The organism is Hazenella coriacea (assembly GCF_004341825.1).
Classification (GTDB): domain Bacteria; phylum Bacillota; class Bacilli; order Thermoactinomycetales; family Thermoactinomycetaceae; genus Hazenella; species Hazenella coriacea.
In genome coordinates this window covers 161,437-183,771 of sequence record NZ_SMAG01000004.1, presented here as the reverse complement: position 1 = coordinate 183,771, position 22,335 = coordinate 161,437, and the positions used below count along the sequence as shown (strand labels likewise).

At 40.2% G+C, this 22,335-nt stretch carries 20 protein-coding genes, 1 rRNA gene and 1 other annotated feature; of the genes, 20 read left to right on the top strand and 1 reads right to left on the bottom strand.

The features are described 5' to 3' along the window. The first annotated feature begins 160 nt into the window (after positions 1 to 160). The 10 genes from rrf to rsmI all read left to right on the top strand — a co-directional run bounded on the left by rrf (position 161) and on the right by rsmI (position 7,526). Positions 161 to 277 (top strand): 5S ribosomal RNA (gene rrf / locus EDD58_RS09720). A 461-nt stretch (positions 278 to 738) separates the two neighbouring features. Next, on the top strand, positions 739 to 954 hold the full coding sequence (locus EDD58_RS15365) for a sigma factor G inhibitor Gin (RefSeq protein WP_131924970.1): 216 nt from the start codon (positions 739 to 741) through the stop codon (positions 952 to 954). A 374-nt stretch (positions 955 to 1,328) separates the two neighbouring features. Next, positions 1,329 to 2,762, top strand: coding sequence for an aminotransferase class I/II-fold pyridoxal phosphate-dependent enzyme (locus EDD58_RS09710; RefSeq protein WP_131924968.1), 1,434 nt, complete (start codon positions 1,329 to 1,331; stop codon positions 2,760 to 2,762). Positions 2,763 to 3,123: 361 nt separating this feature from the next. Further along, the gene (gene tmk, locus EDD58_RS09705) at positions 3,124 to 3,747 is read left to right on the top strand and encodes a dTMP kinase (RefSeq protein ID WP_243648696.1); all 624 of its coding nucleotides are present in this window, start codon (positions 3,124 to 3,126) and stop codon (positions 3,745 to 3,747) included. A 7-nt stretch (positions 3,748 to 3,754) separates the two neighbouring features. Then, on the top strand, positions 3,755 to 4,084 hold the full coding sequence (locus EDD58_RS09700) for a cyclic-di-AMP receptor (RefSeq protein ID WP_131924965.1): 330 nt from the start codon (positions 3,755 to 3,757) through the stop codon (positions 4,082 to 4,084). A 16-nt stretch (positions 4,085 to 4,100) separates the two neighbouring features. After that, positions 4,101 to 5,099 (top strand): DNA polymerase III subunit delta', encoded by a 999-nt coding sequence (gene holB / locus EDD58_RS09695; protein WP_165875914.1) that lies wholly within the window; start codon positions 4,101 to 4,103, stop codon positions 5,097 to 5,099. Then, on the top strand, positions 5,093 to 5,917 hold the full coding sequence (locus EDD58_RS09690) for a PSP1 domain-containing protein (RefSeq protein WP_131924959.1): 825 nt from the start codon (positions 5,093 to 5,095) through the stop codon (positions 5,915 to 5,917). Before holB ends, EDD58_RS09690 begins: the two co-directional genes overlap by 7 nt. Positions 5,918 to 5,974: 57 nt before the next feature. After that, on the top strand, positions 5,975 to 6,328 hold the full coding sequence (gene yabA, locus EDD58_RS09685; protein ID WP_131924956.1) for a DNA replication initiation control protein YabA: 354 nt from the start codon (positions 5,975 to 5,977) through the stop codon (positions 6,326 to 6,328). A gap of 57 nt (positions 6,329 to 6,385) precedes the next feature. Then, positions 6,386 to 6,676: a GIY-YIG nuclease family protein gene (locus tag EDD58_RS09680; protein ID WP_131924953.1), complete on the top strand. Its 291-nt coding sequence runs from the start codon at positions 6,386 to 6,388 to the stop codon at positions 6,674 to 6,676. Next, positions 6,654 to 7,526: a 16S rRNA (cytidine(1402)-2'-O)-methyltransferase gene (gene rsmI, locus EDD58_RS09675; protein WP_131924950.1), complete on the top strand. Its 873-nt coding sequence runs from the start codon at positions 6,654 to 6,656 to the stop codon at positions 7,524 to 7,526. The genes EDD58_RS09680 and rsmI overlap by 23 nt, the downstream gene beginning before the upstream one ends. Positions 7,527 to 7,769: 243 nt before the next feature. Here the strand turns inward: rsmI and EDD58_RS09670 are convergent, their stop codons facing one another. Further along, the gene (locus EDD58_RS09670; protein WP_131924947.1) at positions 7,770 to 8,042 is read right to left on the bottom strand and encodes an AbrB/MazE/SpoVT family DNA-binding domain-containing protein; all 273 of its coding nucleotides are present in this window, start codon (positions 8,040 to 8,042) and stop codon (positions 7,770 to 7,772) included. Between the two features lie 768 nt (positions 8,043 to 8,810). Between EDD58_RS09670 and EDD58_RS09665 the strand changes: the two genes are divergently transcribed. From EDD58_RS09665 to metG, 10 genes are all read left to right on the top strand, one after another. Continuing rightward, positions 8,811 to 9,764: a DNA double-strand break repair nuclease NurA gene (locus tag EDD58_RS09665; RefSeq protein ID WP_131924944.1), complete on the top strand. Its 954-nt coding sequence runs from the start codon at positions 8,811 to 8,813 to the stop codon at positions 9,762 to 9,764. Positions 9,765 to 9,777: 13 nt separating this feature from the next. After that, entirely contained in the window at positions 9,778 to 11,616 is a 1,839-nt protein-coding gene (locus EDD58_RS09660; RefSeq protein ID WP_131924941.1) for an ATP-binding protein, read from the top strand. Positions 11,617 to 11,799: 183 nt separating this feature from the next. After that, the gene (locus EDD58_RS09655) at positions 11,800 to 12,717 is read left to right on the top strand and encodes an FTR1 family iron permease (RefSeq protein WP_131925009.1); all 918 of its coding nucleotides are present in this window, start codon (positions 11,800 to 11,802) and stop codon (positions 12,715 to 12,717) included. 12 nt (positions 12,718 to 12,729) lie between these two features. Further along, on the top strand, positions 12,730 to 13,503 hold the full coding sequence (locus EDD58_RS09650; protein WP_131924939.1) for a hypothetical protein: 774 nt from the start codon (positions 12,730 to 12,732) through the stop codon (positions 13,501 to 13,503). Next, positions 13,490 to 15,010, top strand: a complete 1,521-nt coding sequence (locus EDD58_RS09645; protein WP_131924936.1) for a protein O-mannosyl-transferase family — start codon at positions 13,490 to 13,492, stop codon at positions 15,008 to 15,010. The genes EDD58_RS09650 and EDD58_RS09645 overlap by 14 nt, the downstream gene beginning before the upstream one ends. 301 nt (positions 15,011 to 15,311) lie before the next feature. Then, positions 15,312 to 16,436, top strand: a complete 1,125-nt coding sequence (locus EDD58_RS09640) for a hypothetical protein (RefSeq protein ID WP_131924935.1) — start codon at positions 15,312 to 15,314, stop codon at positions 16,434 to 16,436. Between the two features lie 264 nt (positions 16,437 to 16,700). Then, positions 16,701 to 17,663, top strand: coding sequence for a GDP-mannose 4,6-dehydratase (locus tag EDD58_RS09635; protein WP_131924933.1), 963 nt, complete (start codon positions 16,701 to 16,703; stop codon positions 17,661 to 17,663). A gap of 2 nt (positions 17,664 to 17,665) precedes the next feature. Next, positions 17,666 to 19,108, top strand: a complete 1,443-nt coding sequence (locus tag EDD58_RS09630; protein ID WP_131924930.1) for an alkaline phosphatase family protein — start codon at positions 17,666 to 17,668, stop codon at positions 19,106 to 19,108. After that, complete coding sequence (locus EDD58_RS09625; RefSeq protein ID WP_131924928.1) at positions 19,105 to 19,812, top strand: glycosyltransferase family 2 protein; 708 nt, start codon at positions 19,105 to 19,107, stop codon at positions 19,810 to 19,812. The genes EDD58_RS09630 and EDD58_RS09625 overlap by 4 nt, the downstream gene beginning before the upstream one ends. Before the next feature lie 159 nt (positions 19,813 to 19,971). Then, positions 19,972 to 20,207 (top strand) — a binding site (T-box leader). Positions 20,208 to 20,253: 46 nt separating this feature from the next. After that, on the top strand, positions 20,254 to 22,236 hold the full coding sequence (gene metG, locus EDD58_RS09620; protein ID WP_131924925.1) for a methionine--tRNA ligase: 1,983 nt from the start codon (positions 20,254 to 20,256) through the stop codon (positions 22,234 to 22,236). Positions 22,237 to 22,335 lie beyond the last annotated feature (99 nt).

Below are 22,335 nucleotides of genomic sequence, written 5' to 3'. Positions count from 1 at the left end.
GACGAGGTAGATCGGTCTGAGGTGTAAGTGCAGCAATGCACTCAGCTGACAGATACGAATCGGTCGAGGGCTTAACCTACTTCTTATCTTCTTCTGATGCAACAATGTTCTTCCTTCACATTTTCAAGGTGTGAAACCTTCACACTCTATTCAATACCTGTCTGGTGATGATGGCGGAGGGGATCCACTCGTTCCCATCCCGAACACGACCGTTAAGCCCTCCAGCGCCGATGGTACTTGGGGTGCAGACCCCTGGGAGAGTAGGACGTTGCCAGGCACTTAACAAAGCACTTGCTTCTAGCAAGTGCTTTTATTTATGTTCATTAGTATGTGATCTCAGGATTCAAGTCTCAGAGGGCAGTTGAATTAGCAGGCTGTTAACTTCACTCAATAATGCTCGTTGTTAAGATCAATGAAGTTTAGAAGTGGTTAGGATTAAGTGATTACTGATCTGGACGGAATCGGTAAAGTAAATAAACTCTCAGTATAGCGGTTAGGGGTACATAAACACCAAAGATAAAATAAATCATCCATTTCATGGACTGCACTAATGAACCTCCTTTATATTTTTAGGTTTATATGTTCCACAAGGTAAATGTAAATATTCCCTAACTCAAGTGAATAAAATAGAGATAACTACTTTTCAAGTGCGAAGGCTATAAATGCAAAAATACAAAATGTTCGTCTGAATGATGACTATTATGGAAATACTAGTTGGAAAAGAAATAAAGGCGGTTGATGATATTGCAGGAGAAAATGGTACCCATCCGTTGTGTTATTTGTGAACAAGAAAAGGATGAGAGATTAAACATTTTGGGTAAGACGATTTGTGAGCTATGCGAACAAGATTTGGCAACCAGCAATGTCGGAGATTCGAATTACTCGTATTTAGTATTTCGTTTGAAAGCATTGTGGTTCAGTGACAAAGATGAGGGAATTCCATTTATAAGATAAATGGATTACTTAGGCGGATCAGTGATCAGACAAAAGATTTTCTTTCTCACAAATCAAGTTATTTTTTGGTATAATTAATCATTAAGTGCGACAACAATTTAAAAGTAAAGAGATTCGCCTTACTCCCATTCTGTAATGATTCTAAATCAAATCAATAGTATTGATTTAGGAGATATTTTTTACTTTGTTAGAGGAACTATTCTCTTCTAGATGGATATTTCTCAATCAATTTAACAATTAGTTGCTGTAAATAGATATTATAAATGAGTTTGTTGTTTAAGGTAAAACCTCTTGTTTGAAGAGCACACAACATTCTCTATGGAAGTATATTTGAGACTGAGGAAGTCTCTTTTCTTTTTTCAGGGGGAAAGCATATGTTTACTTCAAAACAGTTGAAGCTTCATCAGCGAGTTCCGTTATTAGAAGCGATCCTACGTCATCGTGATCAGGCTTGTGGCAACTTCCATGTTCCCGGGCATAAACAAGGGAAAGCTTTTGATTCTGAGGCCAAACAGTGGTTTCATCCTTTATTACAACTTGACTTGACTGAGACTGGTCATTTAGATGATTTGCATGATCCGACAGGAGTGATTTTGGAAGCACAACAATTAGCTGCTGATGCTTTCGGAGCAGAACATACATTATTTTTAGTAGGTGGAACCACAGCTGGGATATTAGCTTCTATATTATCGACTTGTCAACCTGGAGACTTATTAATTATACAGCGAAGTTGTCATCAATCGGTTTTTCATGGATGTATGTTGGCGGGTGTTACTCCGATCTATCTCCCTAGTAGCTTTAATTCCCATACTGGCTTAGAAGAATCAATCTCTTTAAATATGTTGGCTAAAGTAATAGAAAAATATCCAGAAGCCAAAGGCGTTGTGGTCACAAGTCCTTCCTATTATGGGATGACTCAACCATTAGCTAATATTGCAACACTCTGTCATCAATATGGTATGCCACTGATTGTGGATGAGGCGCATGGAGCTCATTTTCGCTTTCATCCCAAATTACCTATGACCGCTTTGGAGTCTGGAGCTGACATGGTCATTCAATCCACTCATAAAATGTTAACATCCATGACGATGTCTTCCATGTTACATATCCAAGGGGATCACTATGATCTTGAAGAAATAAGTCGTTGGCTCCGTATGATTGAATCCAGTAGTCCTTCTTACCCGTTAATGGCTTCTTTGGATGCGACACGGCGTTTTATGGTCTCTGAAAGTTATTCTTTATTCGACAACTTATTTCATCACCTAGATTATTTCCGAGGAAATATCTCCAAATATCGACATCTTGAAGAGGTAAAGCTTCAAGATCCTTGTAAATTAAGTTTACAATCGAAAAAAGTAAGTGGTTATTTTTTACAAGATTGGTTGGGAAAAAGAGGTTATTATACTGAGTTAGCAGATCATAACAAAGTGCTTTTTGTGTTTACTTTAGGGACAGAAAAAAAGGAGTTGGATGATCTACTTTCTGTTTTGGACCAGCTGGAGGATGAAATATCAAGTCTGAGTAACGTTGAAGCTATTGATTTACCTTCTTTTCCCCTACAGTCAGAAGCGCCCATTTCCTTTTTGGAATTAAAGAAAAAAAAGCGAGTCCTGATCAATTTAGAAGATGCGCTCGGTGAATGTTGCTCTGAGATGATCGTTCCTTATCCACCAGGGATCCCTTTTTTACTCCCAGGTGAACGATTTAGCAAAGAGGCAATCAATTATCTCCATCAAATGATACAGTTAGGTGCCCAGATTAGAGGAATCAAGCAATCTTCCTCCCTACAAGTGTACGTGTTACAATGAAATAATGAAGTAAACTCATATGAGCAAATATCAAATCGATTCAAATCCAGTTGGGGCGATCTCTCGCAAAAGTCATTGGTTAGGGAAACTTCGTCCTTCTAGGGGGATCGGATACAATAAAGTATTTTCCAATTACTTCAGTTGTTTTTAGGAAGTAACTCAGCATGAGTGAATTTACTTGAATTAATTGGAAATGTTTTTTCTATCTAATTAACAAAGGAGGAGAGATGTTTCTCTGTTGAATAACTTTTGCGAACACGCTACGAGAGTGAGGCAGAGAAGCAACGACCCAACGGATTTGGGTCTATAAGTGACTAAAAATGACTCTTATCGAAGTAATCGATTGTTGGGGGAAATAAAGTTGTTTATTACTTTTGAAGGCCCAGAAGGAGCAGGCAAAACCACACAAATTTCTCGTGTTCATGATTTTTTGAAAAATAGAGGGATTTCATGTATAGCTGTTAGGGAACCGGGAGGTACAAATATCGGTAATCGGATTCGAGAGCTGTTGCTAGATCCTAAGTTAAATGAGATGAAGCAAAGAACTGAAATTCTATTATATGCAGCTTCACGTACTCAACTGGTAGAAGAAGTGATCCTCCCAGAACTGGCAAGTGGCAAAGTAGTATTATGTGATCGATATGTAGATTCTAGTATTGCCTATCAAGGGTATGGAGCAAACTGGAATATTGATGAAGTTGTAACAATTAATCAAATAGCTACTGGCAGAGTGTTGCCGGATCGTACTTATCTCCTTGATATCCCTGTTCAATTTGGTCAGAAAAGGCTTCAAATACGAGGAGATCAGAAGGATCGTATTGAATTGAAAGAGAAGCTATTTCATACCCGAGTACGTGAGGGGTATCTTCAGCTGGCTAAAGAAGAACCAAATCGTTTTCAATATGTTGATGCAACTGGTGATGTGGAAGAGGTTTATCAACAGATCATAGCGGATTTGTCTTTACTATTGCCGATCAAGGAGTGATCCGTACATGAAGTTGATTGTAGCTGTTGTTCAAGATAAAGATAGTCATCGCTTAAACCAAGCTTTGATTAAAGCTAATATACGTGTAACAAAGTTATCAAGTACAGGTGGATTTCTAAAAGCAGGTAATACTACCTTTATGATTGGAGTGGAAGAAGAGAGACTGGAAGAAACGATTCAGATCATTCGCGACAATTGTAAATCGCGAAAAGAGCTAATCTCTCCACTCGCTCCAATGGGAGCCAATGTAGATCCTTATGTGCTTGAGCCAGTAGAAGTGGAAGTAGGCGGAGCCACAGTGTTTGTTTTACCTGTAGATCGCTTTGAACAGTTTTAAAAGTGGAGGAATCAGATTGTCGTTTCAGCAATTAGAAGGACAGCAACAGGTTGTTCGTATCTTGCAAAATGCATTATCTAATCACAGAGTTGCTCATGCCTATTGCTTTGCAGGTCCAAAAGGTGTAGGAAAGCAAAAAGCAGCCATCGAGTTTGCTAAAGCGCTCAATTGTGAAAAGAAACAAATCGATGCTTGTGATCAATGTCGTAACTGTAGGCTTATTGAACAAGGGAATCACCCAGATCTTGTTGTTCTTCGACCTGAAGGAACATCCATTAAAATAGATCAAGTTCGTCAAATACAGAAGTTATTTTCATATAGTCCTAATCCTAATTTTACTCGTGTGATTATGATCGAACAGGCTGATTTGTTAAATGTTCATGCTGCCAATAGTTTGTTGAAATTTTTAGAAGAGCCTTTATCACCGATGGTAGCTATTTTGATTACGGAGCAAATGAAGTCAATGTTACCAACGATCTTGTCCCGTTGTCAGATCATTCGTTTTACCGAAGACCCTCCCCATCGATTAGCTAAAAAGATGGAGGAATCTGGTTTTTCTAAAGCGGATGCTCGCATTTTAGGACATCTATCAGGAAAGCCAGATGATTTAAGGAAGCAATTGGAAAATGTGGAGTTTGCGGAAATTTGTAATCGGGTGATAGAATGGAGTGGGGAGATTCTATCTGGAAACTCCATAGCGATTGTTTCAATACAAAAAGAATGGTTACAGAAAGAGATTGATGAAGGACGTATTTCATTCGTTTTAGATATATTACTTCTTTGGTTAAGGGAATTACTTTATGTTCAAGTAAGTAAAGTAGATCAATATATTCCTGTTTTTGTTCAATGGGAGGCAGCTAGGGAGAAACAAGCTTATAAGTGGAATAGATTCCGTCTGCTTTGGGGGATGGAAACCATTTTACGTGCCCGTTCACAACTCGCCGGACCCATGCAACCTCAAGCCGTACTGGAAAATATGGTATTGGCCATGCAGGAGGGATCACATTCGTGTTAAGAGTGATTGGAGTTCGCTTTAGAGAAGCGGGTAAAATATATTATTTTGATCCAAGTGATTTTGAAATACAACGTGGTGATCAGGTAATTGTTGAAACGGTTCGAGGGATTGAATACGGAAATGTCGAACTAGGAACTCGTTACGTGAAAGAAGATGAAGTTGTACTACCTTTAAAAAAGGTGTTACGAATTGCTACTGAGTCTGATACAAAACAAATGGAAGAAAACCAAAGTGCTGCTACTGAAGCATTACAGATCTGTCAAGAAAAAATCAGAAGTCATGATTTGGAAATGAAATTGGTTGATGCAGAATACACATTTGATAGAAATAAAATTATCTTTTATTTTACGGCGGATGGACGTATTGATTTTCGCGAATTGGTTAGGGATTTAGCAGCAGTGTTCCGCACTCGAATCGAACTTCGCCAAATTGGTGTGAGGGATGAAGCGAAAATGTTAGGAGGTATTGGACCCTGTGGAAGGGTTCTCTGTTGTTCCTCTTTCCTTGGAGACTTCGATCCCGTGTCGATTAAGATGGCTAAAGACCAAAACCTATCACTCAATCCAACTAAAATCTCTGGTTTATGTGGTAGGCTCATGTGCTGTCTTAAATTTGAAAATGACCATTATGAAGAAGCGAAACAATTATTACCTGATATTGGAGAACATGTTTGGACTCCCAACGGAGATGGCAAAGTTGTATTACTCAATCTGTTAGAGCGGAAAGTACAAGTGAAACTGCTAGAGTCAGGGGCAGTGGTTGAACATTTATTAGATGATGTTGGTGTAGAAGTAACTCCACAAACTAGCAGAATCTAAATTTGTTTCGGTTTCGACAGACAGATGAGGGTAAGTGCAGTTGAATGAGGTGGGGGCTTGGATAAACAGGAAATATTCAAAAAGGTAGCTTCCGTAGAGGAACAGATTGGAGAGCTGTATAAAGAATTAGGAGCTTTAAAAATACAAATTGTGGCGCTCATGGAGGAAAACACACAGTTGTTGATGGAAAATCAACGTCTTCGAGAGGTTCGGGAGGAATCCCCTGCAGAGTCAGAAGGTGAAGAGAATGTGAAGGCATCATTAGATTTACCAAAAAAAGGATGCAATAATATTGCTAAGCTTTATGATGAAGGGTTCCACATTTGTAATGTTCATTACGGTCGGTTGCGTGTAGAAGGGGACTGTTTGTTCTGTCTAGCTTTCCTTAATAAATCTTCCAAAGAGGAATAAATGCCGGGAATCCGGCTTTTTTTAATATCATGATTTCTTATTCTTAGGGGTGGATGAATGAAGCAAAAGTCGACAAGCTACACAGTATATATGTTAGAATGTCGCGATGGATCAATCTATACAGGAATAACGAATGATTTATCAAAGAGGCTGACTCAACATGCAAAAGGAAAGGGAGCAAAGTACACACGAGGTAGACTTCCCATACAGTTGCGTTATATAGAACAAGTGGATACAAAATCAGCAGCCCTTCAGCGAGAAAGGGAAATAAAAAAACTTCCCCGAAGCAAAAAACTATCTATGATTCAAGAAGGAAGGTTTGTCAATGAAAATTCAAAAAAGCTTTGAAGCTAAAGGGGGAGTTCTTTATATTGTAGGGACACCCATTGGCAATCTACAGGATATGACTCCACGCGCCTTGGAGATTCTTACTGATGTAGACGTGATTGCGGCTGAGGATACACGGCATACACGTAAATTACTCACTCACTTTCAAATTTCCACTCCGCTTATTAGTTATCATGAGCATAATGAACAGTCGAGAGGAAAACAATTGATTGAGCGGATCAAACAAGGGGAATCAATCGCTCTCGTCAGTGATGCAGGTATGCCAGCGATCTCAGATCCAGGTGAAGAAATAGTACGGTTGGCTACACAGGAAGAAATCCCAATCGTTCCGATCCCGGGACCGAATGCAGCTCTTTCTGCGTTAGTCGCTTCAGGGATTGTAGCCCAGCCTTTTTTGTTCTTAGGTTTTTTGCCGAGATCATCCAAAGAAAGAAAAGCTGAATTAAGACGTTGGCAATATACTCCCGCAACTATGATCGTCTATGAAGCTCCACATCGTTTGCAAAAAATGTTAGAAGATGTCCAAGGGGTACTGGGAAATAGAAAAGTGGCTCTAGCTAGGGAAATTACTAAAAAACATGAGGAATGGTTTAGAGGGACCATAGACGAAGCCATTGAGCATGTAATAGAGAAAGGAACTAGAGGAGAGTATACCATTGTGATTGAGGGAGGTAGTGACCAAGATCAAACTTCATTAGTAGAACAAGCTTGGTGGCAATCCTTAGACTTAGTGGAACATGTAGATACATATATCGAAAAAGGGTTAGATAAAAAAGAAGCTATTCTACAAGCAGCTAAGGACCGGAGTTTACCTAAAAGAGAGGTTTATAACCACTATCATCAAGCTTAAGCATTCTCAAAAAGCTGACATTTCTATGGTATGAAAGAAAAGGCGTGGGATATTTCCCACGCCTTTTCGGCAGTTAGTAGACTCATTAAACATATAAAACAAGGGCTATGTACCAGTAGTAGAAGATTGCCCACTTAAATGTTAGCAACAACAACTGATCCTAATTATTTCGAACATTTGATAAAATGGAATGAAAATAGTTAACAGATTATTTCGTATGATATATTGAAGATAATTTAAAAATTATTCAACGGCTACTTTCTCGCCATGAACTAAATGATACATTTCTTCTATGCATTTTTTGCTAACGACTTTGTTTTTGTAGCGAACGGTTTCATCGACTTCACCAGAAAAGATGCAAGCAGGTTCATATTTTTTTAATACGATTCTTTCACCATCAACATAGATTTCTAGTGCGTCTTTCTCCCCGATTCCTAATGTTCGACGTAATTCGATGGGAATCACCACACGACCTAGTTCGTCTACTTTACGTACAATCCCTGTTGATTTAAGCATTTTTCATTCTCCCCTCAGTGGTTGGTCTTTGGTTTTGGTTTAGTTTTCTCTATAAATTGTCGCCAATTTTCGACACCGGCGACATTAAAAACATCATACCAACGTTTCCCAAACCAGTCAATATAACTAGAGGAGTTTTATAGAAAATTTCTTAATCTAGTTAAGGATTGGTATTAAAAAGAACTTATCTCTTTTAATCATTAAAACAAACCAATAATAATTAAAATAAAAACTATTATATTTAAAATATAAATTATTCACTAGTGAGTCACTGAAGGGGAATGATTGCCTATTTCTAGTTAATATCCAATATTTTGCTTGTTTTGTAGCTTGTATGTAAGATTTTGCGTGAATCTGAATAGAAAAAATAGAGATAGAAAATTTATCTAATGAATCCAACATTTTTTCTATTATTAATGAAACGTAGTTGATCATTTTTTCTTAATTACATAGAAAAGTACTGGAATTGAAGGGGTTTTTTAATGGTTTTGCTTGGAATATGTCAAAAAAAATTCTTATTTAACACGAACTCTTTATCTAATACAAAAATGATTTGATAAAAAGTTATTATATCAGAAAGAAGCATACTTCACTCTATGAAAAGAAACTTTCTTGATCTAGTATAAAGCTAAACTATTGAAGCTGTTTTCTATCATAATCAGAAACTAGTAGTCTAATGATCATATCAGTGCAGTATGTAAAGACAGGCCATGGCTTCAGCAAACTTACTGATCGATGATGAATGATCTTTTTCGGAGGTGAAAGGATTTGTTACCTGTATCGGAGGAATTAAAAAAGAAGCTCAAGAAACTAAATGAGTCCTTACGTCAACTCTATCCAACGACTATTTTAAATGAACAAGAGATTCGCAGGAATATGTCAGAGATCGGTACATTCTATTCATTTTCCAAATGGGAGAATGATGAAAGTAAACATTGGATGAATGGAAGAACCTTAGTCGGCGTAGATGGTTCTGTGAACTCTACGAAAGGCTCTCAAATGCGTACGCTCTCTGTTTTTCAAGCATTAGCCAAAGGAACATTGGGAGAGGAAGCTTGGTTGGCAGATGTCTATACTCCCTTACTTAATCAGGAGATAGAAAATCTAGGTGAAGCTGCACGAGAGGCACAAAAACGTGGCGCCCTTTTATCACAGCTTGAAATGGGAGTAGCCGAAAAAGCGATCCAGGATTGGAATCCACGAGCAATTATGATGGATGGTTCTTTACTCCACTTTTATATTGATGACTCAGAAACTTGGATGAAGTTAGCCAAATATGCCGAAGAGCAGGATGTTTATCTGATTGGTGTATCAGAGGAGATCAGTACCCATGGTTTAGTTAGAAGACTGTACCCTGATTATCCTTCTTGGTCAGATCGGGATTTATTGTATGGTGTTCTCCAAGTGGGAGAGGCATTTGAATGGAGAGAGTGGAGTCCATCTGGTTCTCAAATGTGGAAAATGGCTTTTCGCCCATCATTGAACCCTTTGCCTATTGGACTTGATGGTTTAGAATCGCAACGAGAGCACTGTTTTGATCTGATCAAGTTGACCTATTCACTTACACCAGAGCAAGGACGAGGAATCCCTTTTTGGTTAGATATTGTAGATAATCAAGTGCGTGTCACTGACCCATTGGTTCAGACCATGGTCGAACAATATATTGATCCAGACCTTCGTTATCGTTTATTGGAACCTAAGAGAAATGAACGGATTATCTAAGGAGGAAGCTCACATGCAAGTGGTAGGGATCACAACACAACAAGAGGTACATGTGGTGTCCAGAGAGCGAAAATTTCGTGTTAATGAGATTTTGGTGATCGAGGACCCCACGATTGATAACCCCAGAGGAGAAGTGGTTGAGACCATGTCATACAACCGCTTTATTCCGATGGGATTGGATAAATCATTGGTAGATTCTCAAGTGATTAGTACATTACAACAGATCGGATATGATATTGATTCAGATGAGATCAATTTGGCCAAAGTTCGTTTATTTGAAGAAGCTCCTTATCCAGTTCGAACAGGTTGCTCGGTCCGATTGCCTGCCTTTGATGAAGTTCGTCATCTCTTAGTGAAATCGACTCCTGAAGAAGGAATGTTACTTGGGGAGATTAGAGGGACAGAAGCATTGGGTGAAACTCTAAGCTTAGATTTATGTGATCAAGTGATGTTGATGGAACAAGGGGAACTTCGCTCTCAGAAGGGAGTTCCATTCATTTTTGATATTAAAACCATGCAACAGTATCCTCATGTCGGGATTTTTGGCGGGTCTGGTTCAGGGAAATCATTTGGATTACGTGTGATGTTGGAAGAATTGATGAAGTTGAGGATTCCAACAGTTGTCTTTGATCCTCACTTTGAAATGGACTTTAGTGATCGAATTTCAGGGCAAGAGGCACGAGGAATCTCTTTTCAAGAACGATTCGTACAAGTACAAGTGGGACATCAGGTGGGAATCTCCTTTTCAGATTTATCGACTCGGGATTTAAGCTCATTATTAAGTGCAGCCGGTGGGAGTCTATCAGAGTCGATGGTGAATGTGGTGCAAATGTTACATAAAAAACGGGATTCCTACACTTCATTCAGTGACCGTTTAAATAATGTAGTTCAGGCTTTGGAGGAAGGAAAAGCAGGATTAGAGCGCCAGTTAAAAAATCCTGATCTGAGCCCAGTCGATGTATCCAGAGTCAATGATTTATTACAATTACTTCATCAATATGGAAGCTTGCCTCCTGCTTCTGTAAAGGGAATTCATTGGCGTCTTCATCGTCTTGAAAAGGCAGGATTGTTCCAACATGATATTGAAATGATTGAACGTGCATTGGAGCAAGGAAAATTAGTTGTCGTTCAAGGTAGCACCTGGATTTTGCAAGTATTTGCTACCTATGTGATTGGTGCTTTATATCGGAAACGACGAGAGTATAAGGATGCCCGAATGAATGGAGAAGAGGGCGTTTTTTTCCCACCTTTTGTGATTGTCACTGATGAAGCACATAACTTTGCTCCTAAAGCGATCGAATCTCCTGCCAAGTCGATTTTAAAAGAGATTGCGCAGGAAGGACGTAAATATGGTGTTTTTCTATTCTTAGCGACACAACGCCCTACACTTTTGGATGAGACGATTACTGCTCAGTTGAATACCAAGTTCGTTTTCCGAACCGTGAGGGGGACGGATATTGCCACTCTTCGTGAAGAAACGGATTTAACACCTGAAGAAGGAAAAAGACTCCCCTATTTGCGATCTGGAGATACTTTTGTCTCCTCAGCCGTGTTTGGAAGAACGGTTTTTATCCGAGTTCGCTGTGCTTATACACAAAGCCCTCATCTGTCCAATCCATTTGATGAATTAAAGCAAGTAAGTGAGCAGAGAGATGAAAAACTTGTAGCTGTTATCTCAGAATTACTTCCTCTCTTCGATACTGACCTCGTTCAATCGGTATCAAAGGTGAATCGGGAGTGTGGATCTAGTTGGGATGTTGCACGCTTCAAGCAAGAATTGAATCGCTTAGCTACGGAGGGAATGATTAAGAAAATAGATACTCCATTTACGACACGTTATGATCGAGTTTGATTGATATAGCTTTATAGATGAGAAGAGAGCAGCTTTTCCCTGCTCTCTTTTTTCTTACAAATACATGAATCCCCTTTTACGTATTGACGGAATCAGAGGTTACTCTTATAATTGAGAATGGAAATCAATGATAACAATTATCATTCCGGGGTTAGGAAGGGGTGTCACCAAGTGTCAGCATCACTGGACGTGCAAGCTTTTTTAATCACATTTCGAGAAGTCCTTGAAGCCATGTTAATTTTGGGTTTAATTACTTCCTATTTAAAGCGGCTCAATCAACAACGGTTTAATAAATGGGTTTGGACTGGAGCGGGTGCCGGGGTTTTGGTGAGCTTTTTGGTTGCGCTACTTTTCCAAGTCGTTTTAACCAGTTATGCGGCGATGGGAAGTGAAATTTATTTAAAGATTGGAATTATGGTTGTTTCTAGTATCTTGTTAACCCAAATGGTTTTATGGATGGCAGAGCAAAGTAAAGATATGAAAGGGAAAATGGAGAAGCGACTAGATGCTATTTTAACTACAGGAAGTATTTTGGGGATGATTATTCATGCTTTTCTAGTGGTTCTTCGTGAGGGGATTGAAACCGTCTTTTTCTTTGCTGCAATCTCGAAAGGGCAGATTGATCAAGTGTTGTCCAGTTGGGGGGCGTTGCTTGGGATGGGTGCCGCAATCCTTTTAGCAATCCTATTTTTCCGTGGAACGACTCGTTTTTCTTTGAAAACCTTTTTCCGGATCACGAGTGCGATGATCTTTTTGATCGCTGCGGGCTTTTTGGTATCAGCGATTGGAATGTTACAGGATTTAGGGCATGTACCTAGCGCCTATTTACATGTATATGATACTTCTTGGCTGATGCCAGAAAATCCGGTGGATGAGGAACACTTTATCCGTGAACATGGATATGCACCGTTAATTAGCGGAAATGTAGGGATTTTCTTCAATGCTTTGATCGGATATACGCACAATCCATCGATTGAACAGATATTAATTTACATCGCATACTTTGTGGTCGTGTTTGGTTGGATTCGCCATAAAAGCCAACCAGTAAAAGTGGAAAAAGCAAAAGGAAACAGTGAACAAGCACAGGCGCAATTCAATTGAGGGGGTGAAGCTTTGAAAAGAGTCTTGATTAGCTGTGTAACCATGCTGATGGTATGGATGTTATCGGCGTCCCCCGTTTCGGCTTACTCATATGGTAAACCTGATGAAGAACCCATCGCAGAAGCTTATAAAAAAGCGGCGGCAGCTTTAGCTAAAGATCAGCCTGATTTTAAGACTGCTAAGGCTGAGCTACAAACGGTACGTAAAGAGATTGAACAACACGCAGAGATGGGACCTGGGCTTGCTGAAGCGATTTCTCAGCAACTTGAACAAGAAAATAGTGATCAGGCTCTCTACTATTGGAGACAAGTGTTGGTGCGTAATATTGAAAGACGTTTGAACAACGTAGAGAGAAACTTTGATGACTTTGCTAATAATAAAGTACTGCTTGCTAAAGCCAATGGTACTTATCAAGTGCTAGCCCTCCATTTGCAACAGAAAGATCCCTCATTGGCCAAAGAGTTGGACACTGAGTTTCAGAATGCCCTAACCGCTTTGGGGAATCCTGGCTTATTTGGTGTAGGACAAAAAGCCGCTGATCAGCCATTATTTATACAATCCTCTAAGAAAATAAAAGATGAACTGATCCAAGAGTATATTCCTCAAAATGAAACAGTAGCAAGTGGTGGAAAAGGACATGTAAAAGTTGGGGAATCTAGCGGGGTCAAAGCAGCTAGTGATAATCCCTTGGCGAAGTGGGTTCCCTTGCTAGTGATCGTGGGAGTGATCTTGATCTCTGTAGTTGTATTTATGTATTTAGGGAAGAGGAAAAATGGAAAAGCGTGACCGTTGGGTGGCTATCAGTCTATTTTTCCTCTCGATCGCCCTTCGACTTCCTTTCGCGGGTCGTGTTCCAGAAAGTTGGGACTCTGTCGATTTTGCCCTTGCGCTTAATGAGTATGATGTGCGAGCGATGCAACCCCATTTCCCGGGTTATCCTATATTTATCTTGTGCGGACATTTTTTTTCATTCTTTATTGAGAATGATTATCTTTCTTTATCATTAGTAAGTGTGCTGGCAGGGGCAGGTTCGGTCGTTCTTTTTTATTTCATCGCTAGAGAATGGCTTTCCCCTTTTTGGGCTACAGTGGGGGCTGTCTGGATGATCATTCATCCTCTTAGTTGGCTCACTTCGACACAACCCATGTCAGATAGTCTGGGGTTATTGGTGGCTCTTTTCATGATTGGGCTAAGTAGTCGAAGTCTCAGTCTCCCAAATGGGGCGAGATGGCACGGGATGTCTTTGGTACTGGGAGGAGTCCTATATTCCATTTTACTAGGAATTCGCCTTTCCTATTGGCCGGCTGTTGCCATCCTACTTATCCCTTTGATGAAATGGCATCAGGTTGATGATCGATGGGACTTTTCTTTGCAACGATTACGCTATCTGTTTTTATCATTGATGCTAGCGATCAGTGGTACGGGAATTTGGCTTTGGGTTGCTAGTCTAGGTGAAGGAAGTATAGCTCAATTCCTGGAACTGGGTAAGCAGTTTACAGTTGGACACTTCACTGAGTGGGGAGGTACAGCTTTAGCAGAGCCAACGACTTTAGAAAGGTTACTTGCTTGGTTGGAATGGGGTTGGTGGACTTCCATTTTTGGAGGACCGCTTGATCAAGAGCCTCGAATTTATATATTGGGAGCAAGTTTCTTCATCCTTTTGGTTGGACTGGGTTGGACAGTGAAGCAATCGGCTTCTAAACGTTGGTTTCTGGTGATTTGGGTTTTATCATTTGGATTATGGACCTATTGGGGACAAAACATAGATAAACCTCGTCATTTGCTACCTTTACTACCTGTGATTCTGTTAGTCGCCATGATCGGAATGAGTCGTCTTTTTTCATTACTCAAATGGAAAAAAGGGATCATCATACTCATGACTTCTCTTTTGTTGATACAAGGCTGGGTCGGTTGGCAGGTCGTTCGAGAACATCGATTTGACCCCCCACCCGTTTTACAACTTGCATTTTATTTGAAAGAACATGTTCCACCAGATGAGGTCTTGGTCATTACACACGAAGAAGAGCGGGTCATGCAAGTAGTTGCTCCCTCCTATCAGGTGGAGATGTTAAGGAGCAGGACTTTCTTAGAGCGAGCGATTCTGATGCATCAAGATAAAGAAAAAATTCTCTTAACGAGTGCAGTTGTGGATGGATTAGGCAGCGAAAGAAGCTGGATCCAACCCTATCTCCATGAAATTACTTCTTTCCAAGGAAGTCGGCGGATTGATCCTGTATATTATCACATTCGTTTATATCAATTGGATACGAAGGCTTTACTTCAGTCATTGTAAAGGCTTTCTGAGCGGATCAAAAACGCTGATGAGGTGTATCCATTTACTCTAGTCTAGGAATCGATGATTCGTACGAAATGACTTTGTACTGATCCTTAGTGGAACCCTTCGAAGAGGATAAGAGTAGAACTCTTTATTAAAGTGCTACACCGTTGGTCTTCTCATGGAATCGAAGGGAAGAGCGGACTTATCCACTTCTTCGCAAGGCGCAAGCTCATGAAGGATGAATATTGATCTTTTATATATGAGTGATATGACTGGTAACTAATCGTAAACTAAACATTTAAAGGAGAGTTTCACAATGAAGAAATGGCTTGTTATCCCAATGGTCATCGCATTAGGAACGATGACTGCGTGTGGTCAAACTCCAACAGAGACAAAACAGGAAGTGAGTCAAGAGAAGCTTGATCTATCTAGTCAAAAAAAGCTTACGCAAGCTTATCAAAAGCTAGATGATGAGTGGCAAAAAGATCAACCTGATCTCGGAGTCGTTCGTTCCGTTTATGATCAAGAATTAAGAGCACAGGTACAAGGAGCACAACCAGAAATTGATCAACTGGTTGATACGTATATCAATGCGGGACAAGGTGGGCAAGCCAAAGCTCCTGAGGTAAAACAGATTGTAATGAAAAGTTTACAACATTATTTTTATGAAGAAATGAAATCAAACATTAAAGAAAAAGTGACCGAGAATTTCGGAAATAAAGATGAGGCACTACTTGCGTTGGCACAGGGAAAAGTCTTCTATGATGATGTTTTACGTGGGACGGCAGAAAAAAGAGACTCTCAATTGAAGACCACAATTGCTACCGAGATTGATACAGCTTTTGCAGATGCAGAAAAAGCAATTCAATCACAAAAGAAACTAGACTACCTACTTCAAAAGCAAATTATAGATAAGTCAATGTTTCGTGTCTTTTATCTATCCACGGACGCTTATGCGACAAAAGTGTCTGAAACGGTAAAGACAGATCCAGCCAAAGCGAAAGTACAACAATTGGAAGGGTTTGCATTTTACCAAGCGATTCAAGAATCTCTATCTAAAGGAGACGCTAAAGCTGCAGAGCAAATTGGTCACATGTTTTCTCCTGATCAAAATCCCCAAGGCGTCAATGCAAAGATCATAAAACAATCTTTTGTAGTTACTTTTAGTGGAAAAGTGGAAGGATATATCACAAAAGTATTGGGTGAGTCTTGGGAAAATCGAGATCAAGCTACAGAACAAGCTTTTGAGGCAAACATGTTTCTCAAAGCGATTGAGTTAGATTTGGAAAAAGCACTGGGTCATGAGGAAAAAGAGAAACTTTTCCAAAGTGCCACTCAGTTCTTTGAGGCAACTCAAAAGGGTGATCAGACCATAGCGAAGCAAGAAGCGAAAGTGATTCAAGACAAATTGGTGCAAACGAAAGCTTATTTTGCTAAATAACTCGACTTGAGCAAAATCACTTGAATGATTGGAAACTAAGTGGCTTGATCCAGAAAACCTAGGAGGGGAGATGTTTCTCTAACGAACGACTTTTGCGTATACGCTACGAGAGTGAGATAGAGAAACATCAACCTGGCATAATTTGGATAAATATGTAACTGGAAATGCTCATTTAGAGTAAACAATAAAGAATGGGGAGCTAAGAAAGAGACTTCTTTCTTAGCTTTTTGCCTATCTTTAATGAGTAGAGATGGAAGTGATTAGATGAACGTGATTGTTACAGGTGGTGCTGGATTTATTGGAGCCACATTGGTTAATCGATTGCGAAAAGAAAGTCAAGTGGATCAGATTGCGGTGATTGACAACTTAGATCCATACTATGATCCCAGTTTGAAACGAAGTCGCATCAAAGGATGGGAACACGACCCTAAAGTGACTTGGTTTGAAGCAGACATTTGCGACGAAGCGTCATTGAGGCCCATCTTTGCAAGTAATGAATGGGATTGTGTGCTTCATTTAGCAGCTATTCCAGGTGTGCGCTCTTCTTTGATTGATCCGGTTCATTATGTGGAAGTAGATGTAAAAGGAACTGTCCAACTGCTTCACTTGACGGGACAGAGGAAAATTCCTCATTTTATTTTCCTTTCTTCATCTTCTGTATACGGGGAGCAGCCTCAAGGAGTTGCACTACGCGAAGAGATGATGAAAGAGACTCCAGAATCTCCTTATGCTGCAGCTAAGTGGGCTGCAGAGGGATTTTGTCGCACTTTCCATCAACTGTATGGATTTCATTGCACGACTTTACGCCCATTTACGGTTTATGGACCTGGGCAACGACCTGATATGGCTATTCGAAAGTTTGCGGATCTGATGTGGGCAGGAGAGAAGCTACCACTTTTTCAGCCAGAATCAACCCGTGATTACACATATGTAGAGGATATGGTGGAAGCAATTTGGTTAGCGATGAATCAGGGCACTGGCTATCAAGTGTATAATGTGGGTTCAGGTCATCCGATTTCACTGTTAGATATGGTACAACGTTTGGCGAAACAGCTACATATTTCCCCGGAAATAGAAATCTGTGGCGCACAACAAGGGGATGTTTCTCATACTTGGGCTGATCTTTCAAAAGTGAACACAGAGTTAGGTTATGCACCAGCAATGACATTTGAGCAAGGAATCGAGCGTTTTGTTGACTGGTTCAAAATTCAAAAGAGAGGGGTGTGACAATGAGACAAGCTTCTAAAATTGAGAAATCGGCGGCACGTGTGTGGAATGTCGTGAATGAAGGAAAAAGTTTTACTCCCGTTTTTGTGATTGCTGTGTTTCTCTTGTATCAACTGATTACGTTACAATTTCAGATCGTTCCATTTGTAACTGCAATTATTTGGACTTTACCTTTATTAGTTTTGATGTATATCTATGACTTTCCTTTGAAGCTACGGTGGTTACTCTGGTTTCCCCTTGTTTTGTATATAGGGATTTTTGATCATTGGAATCTGGGCTTAAGTTTATTAGCACTTGCGATCTATCTTTTTTTTACTATCTTTTTCTGGGGCACTTTTTATTATCATTGGCGAATTGGGACCCCTCTGGATAACTACAAAAGATTTTGGAAAATGGTGATGGTACATAGTGACTCAACAAGTGGGAATGCACAGGAGCAGATCCCTAAGTTTTTACTTCTGTTAACAGTGATGCAAGGGGCTTATCAGCGAGTTGGCTTTCCATCCACAGAAGTTTTAGCTTATGTTCTTTTCGTTGTAGGCTTTGGCATCTATACATTCCTTATGCATCGAGCTTTGTTTGATTGGAGGCCTGCAGAGCCTGATCGATTGACAGAAGAGCCTTTACCTGAAAAAGCGCTTGCACAACGAGTGGTGATGGTGGTGATTGATGGGTGCCGGAAAGATCGATTGGCTGAAGCAGACACGCCATTTATTGACTGGTTGAAACAAACAGGAACCGAGTATACTTCGATGGAGACTATCTACCCAGCACGGACAGTTGTTTGTTTTTCTACCATTTTTACTGGAGCATATCCACGAGATCATGGAATTAAAAGTAACATGGTATGGAAGCTAGGCGTTCGTTGTCAAAGTGTATTTGATCAGTTACGAAAAGTAGGGAAACAAGGACGACTATTGGGGATTGCTCACTTGGTGGATGCATTTGGGAAAGATGTAGATACGGTCTCTGCTGTGATGAATAACGAGCAAGCTGATGCTAACATTATGGCAAGAGCGAAAGAGATTATGTTACAAAAGAATCCAGAGCTGATGGCTATTCAATTGATTGCGGTTGACCAGACAGGGCATAGTCGAGGTCCACTTAATGAGGAATATAAGCAAAAAATTGAAGAAGCAGATCGACTTATTGAGGAGTTTTATCACTGGTTGAAGCAACAAGGAATGATGGAAAATACTGTGTTCATGGTTTGCGCAGATCACGGTCAGTCAGATGGCATTGGGGGACATGCACATCTCGATGAAGGGGAACGGTTTGTGCCGTTTATCATGCATGGTCCACAAATTAAAGAAGGACATCAAGTGCATGAATTAAGAAATCTGACCTCAATCACTCCTACATTTTGTTATTTACTAGGAGCCCCATACCCGGATCATTCACGTGGACCTGTGTTGACTGAAGCAATCAAGGAGCTTGAAAAATGAAGACGTGTTATATCGTGATTCCTGCATGGAATGAAGAAGAGTCGATTGGGAAGGTGATCAAGAAAGTTCCACGTTATTTTGATCCTGAGGTGCAAATAGTTGTGCTGGTGGTGAACGATGGATCCAGTGATCAAACTGTTCAACGGGCAACGGAAGCAGGTGCGGATGAGATTGTCTCTTTTCCCACTAATCAGGGACTTGGAGCTGCTGTAAGAAAAGGTTTAAAAACAGCTTATGAGCGGGGGGCTGATCTCGCAGTGATGATTGATGCTGATGATGAGTATCCAGCAGAGGAGATTCCTCAAGTTGTAGCCCCGATCTTAGCTGGTGATGTAGATTATGTGATGGGCTCTCGATTTAAAGGGAAGATTCAGGGGATGAAATGGCATCGTCGTCTTGCTAATATGGCGTTTACTAGCTTACAGATGGTTCTGTTACGTAAATGGATTTGGGATGGTCAGTCAGGATTCCGCGCCTTCAACCGAGAAGTGCTACGTGATTTAGAGATTGTTCATGATTATAACTATGCACAAGTAATGACGCTGAATATTATCCGCCAAGGGTATCAAATGGTTGAGGTTCCCATACACTATAAAGTAAGGGAAACAGGTCAATCATTTATCCGAGGAGTGGTCTATTTAAAGAAGGTATTTCCAGCGATTTGGAAAGAGATGACTGCTCGACGAACAAAAAAGAAAAGATAATTAGGGATTCAACTACTAAATCTTGCAAATTTAAATGGATCGTGTATAATACAAGCTAACTTAAATCTATTGTGTCTTGAGGTAATTATTATCAATATCTGAGAGCGTCGGATCTTGATCTTCACCTTTGACACTGTTGAACTTAGATAAGTGAATAACCAATCGTCTTCGAGAGGGAAGAGTAGTTAGACGAATCTATCAACAGAGAGCTGGGATCGGTGAAAGCCAGTATAGATGAACCTGATGAACATGGCCCTTGAGACTTTTTTCTGAACCCCTTTGGAGAGTAGGAAAAAACGTATACCCGCGTTATTGGGTTTAACCAGAGAGTAAGAACATTTCTTTGTTGTTCTTGCTAAAATTGGGTGGTACCGCGAACAAATCTCGCCCCAAATCAGGGGACGGGATTTTTTTAATTTGATTTGAAAGGAGTTGTTCATGATGAGTGAGAAAAAAACATTTTATATTACCACTCCGATCTATTATCCAAGTTCGAAACTTCATATCGGACACGCTTATACTACGGTGGCTGGTGATGCAATGGCTCGTTATAAGCGACTACGTGGTTATGATGTAATGTATTTAACAGGAACAGATGAACATGGACAGAAAATCGAAAAAAAGGCATTAGTAGCTGGAAAACATCCACAAGAGTTTGTTGATGGAATCGTAAAAGGAATTAAAGAACTTTGGGGAAAATTAGACATCTCGTATGATGATTATATTCGGACAACAGAAGATCGTCATAAGAATCTCATTCAAAAAGTCTTCCAACGTTTGCTTGATCAAGATGATATTTACCTTGGTGAGTACGAAGGTTGGTATTGTGTCGATTGTGAATCTTACTTTACAGATCGTCAAGCGGAAGGAGGAATTTGCCCAGACTGTGGACGCCCCATCCAGAAAATCAAGGAAAAAAGCTATTTCTTCCGTATGAGCAAGTATGCAGATCGTCTTTTGCAGTACTACGAAGAGAATCCAAACTTCATTCAACCTGTTTCTCGTAAGAATGAGATGATCCAAAACTTTATTAAGCCAGGCTTGGAAGACTTAAGTGTGTCACGATCTACTTTTGACTGGGGAATCCCTGTCCCGAATGATCCTAAGCATGTTGTTTATGTCTGGATTGATGCTTTATGCAACTATTTAACTGCTGTCGGTTATTTGTCAGAAGATAAGGAGTTAGCTCCTCGTTTTGAAAAATATTGGCCTGCTGATGTTCATCTTGTGGGTAAGGAGATTGTACGTTTCCATACCATTTACTGGCCGATTATTTTAATGGCACTAGGGCTTCCACTTCCAAAACAAGTATTTGCTCATGGTTGGATTTTAATGAAAGATGGGAAAATGTCCAAATCGAAAGGAAATGTGGTTGATCCCGTTCCGCTAATTGAACGCTATGGTCTAGATGCGTTACGCTACTTCTTACTACGTGAGGTTCCTTTTGGATCAGATGGTGTGTTTACCCCTGAATCTTTTGTGGAGAGAACGAATGCCGACCTAGCCAATGATTTGGGGAATTTACTCCATCGAACTCTTACCATGGTGGAAAAGTACTTGGGTGGAACGATTCCTGCAATGGTTGCAGATGCAACAGAACACGACGCAGCTTTACAACAGCTAGCGAAAGATACGGTTGTCCGAGTCGAAAAGGCGATGGAAGAACTACAGTTTTCGGCAGCTTTAACTGCGATTTGGGAATTAGTACGGGCTGGGAATCGTTATATTGAGGTGACACAACCTTGGAATCTAGCTAAAGATCCCGAAAAACAGCAGATTTTAGGCTCTGTTCAATACCATCTCTTGGAGGTGCTTCGTTTTGCGAGTGTGATGATTCAGCCATTTATGACGCAAGCACCAGGACAAATGTGGGAACAATTAGGGATTACGGATAAGTCTCTCACTACTTGGGACAGTCTAGGGCGGTTTGGAAATCTTACAGCAGGTCTTCAAATTCACAAAGGAAAGCCCATCTTCCCACGCCTTGATACTGAAAAAGAAGTGGCAGAGATTGTTCAAATGATGGAAAGAGCTTCTCAGTCTACGTCCACAAAGCCAGACGAAAAACAAAAGGATGAAAAAGAAGAGATGGAAGAGAAACAAACTATTAGCATAGATGATTTTTCTAAAGTTGAGCTACATGTGGCAGAGATTCTCCAAGCAGAACCAGTAAAAAAAGCAAACCGCCTTCTCAAACTCCAACTGGATCTAGGGTTTGAACAACGACAGGTCGTGTCTGGAATTGCTGAACATTACAAACCTGAAGAGTTAGTGGGACAAAAAGTGATCTGTGTGACTAATTTGAAGCCAGTCAAATTACGTGGTGAGCTTTCAGAAGGAATGATTTTAGCAGCCTCTGATAATGGTAAGTTAGTCTTATCTACGGTTTCAGGAGAAATCCCGAATGGTGCCCGAGTCAAATAAGTGCTTTTCACAAGTCTCCCTTTTCTAACAGGGGAGACTTGTTTTTTATTAAGGTTCATGAGAATAATAAGTATCAATGTCTGAGATCAACGGAGGAAC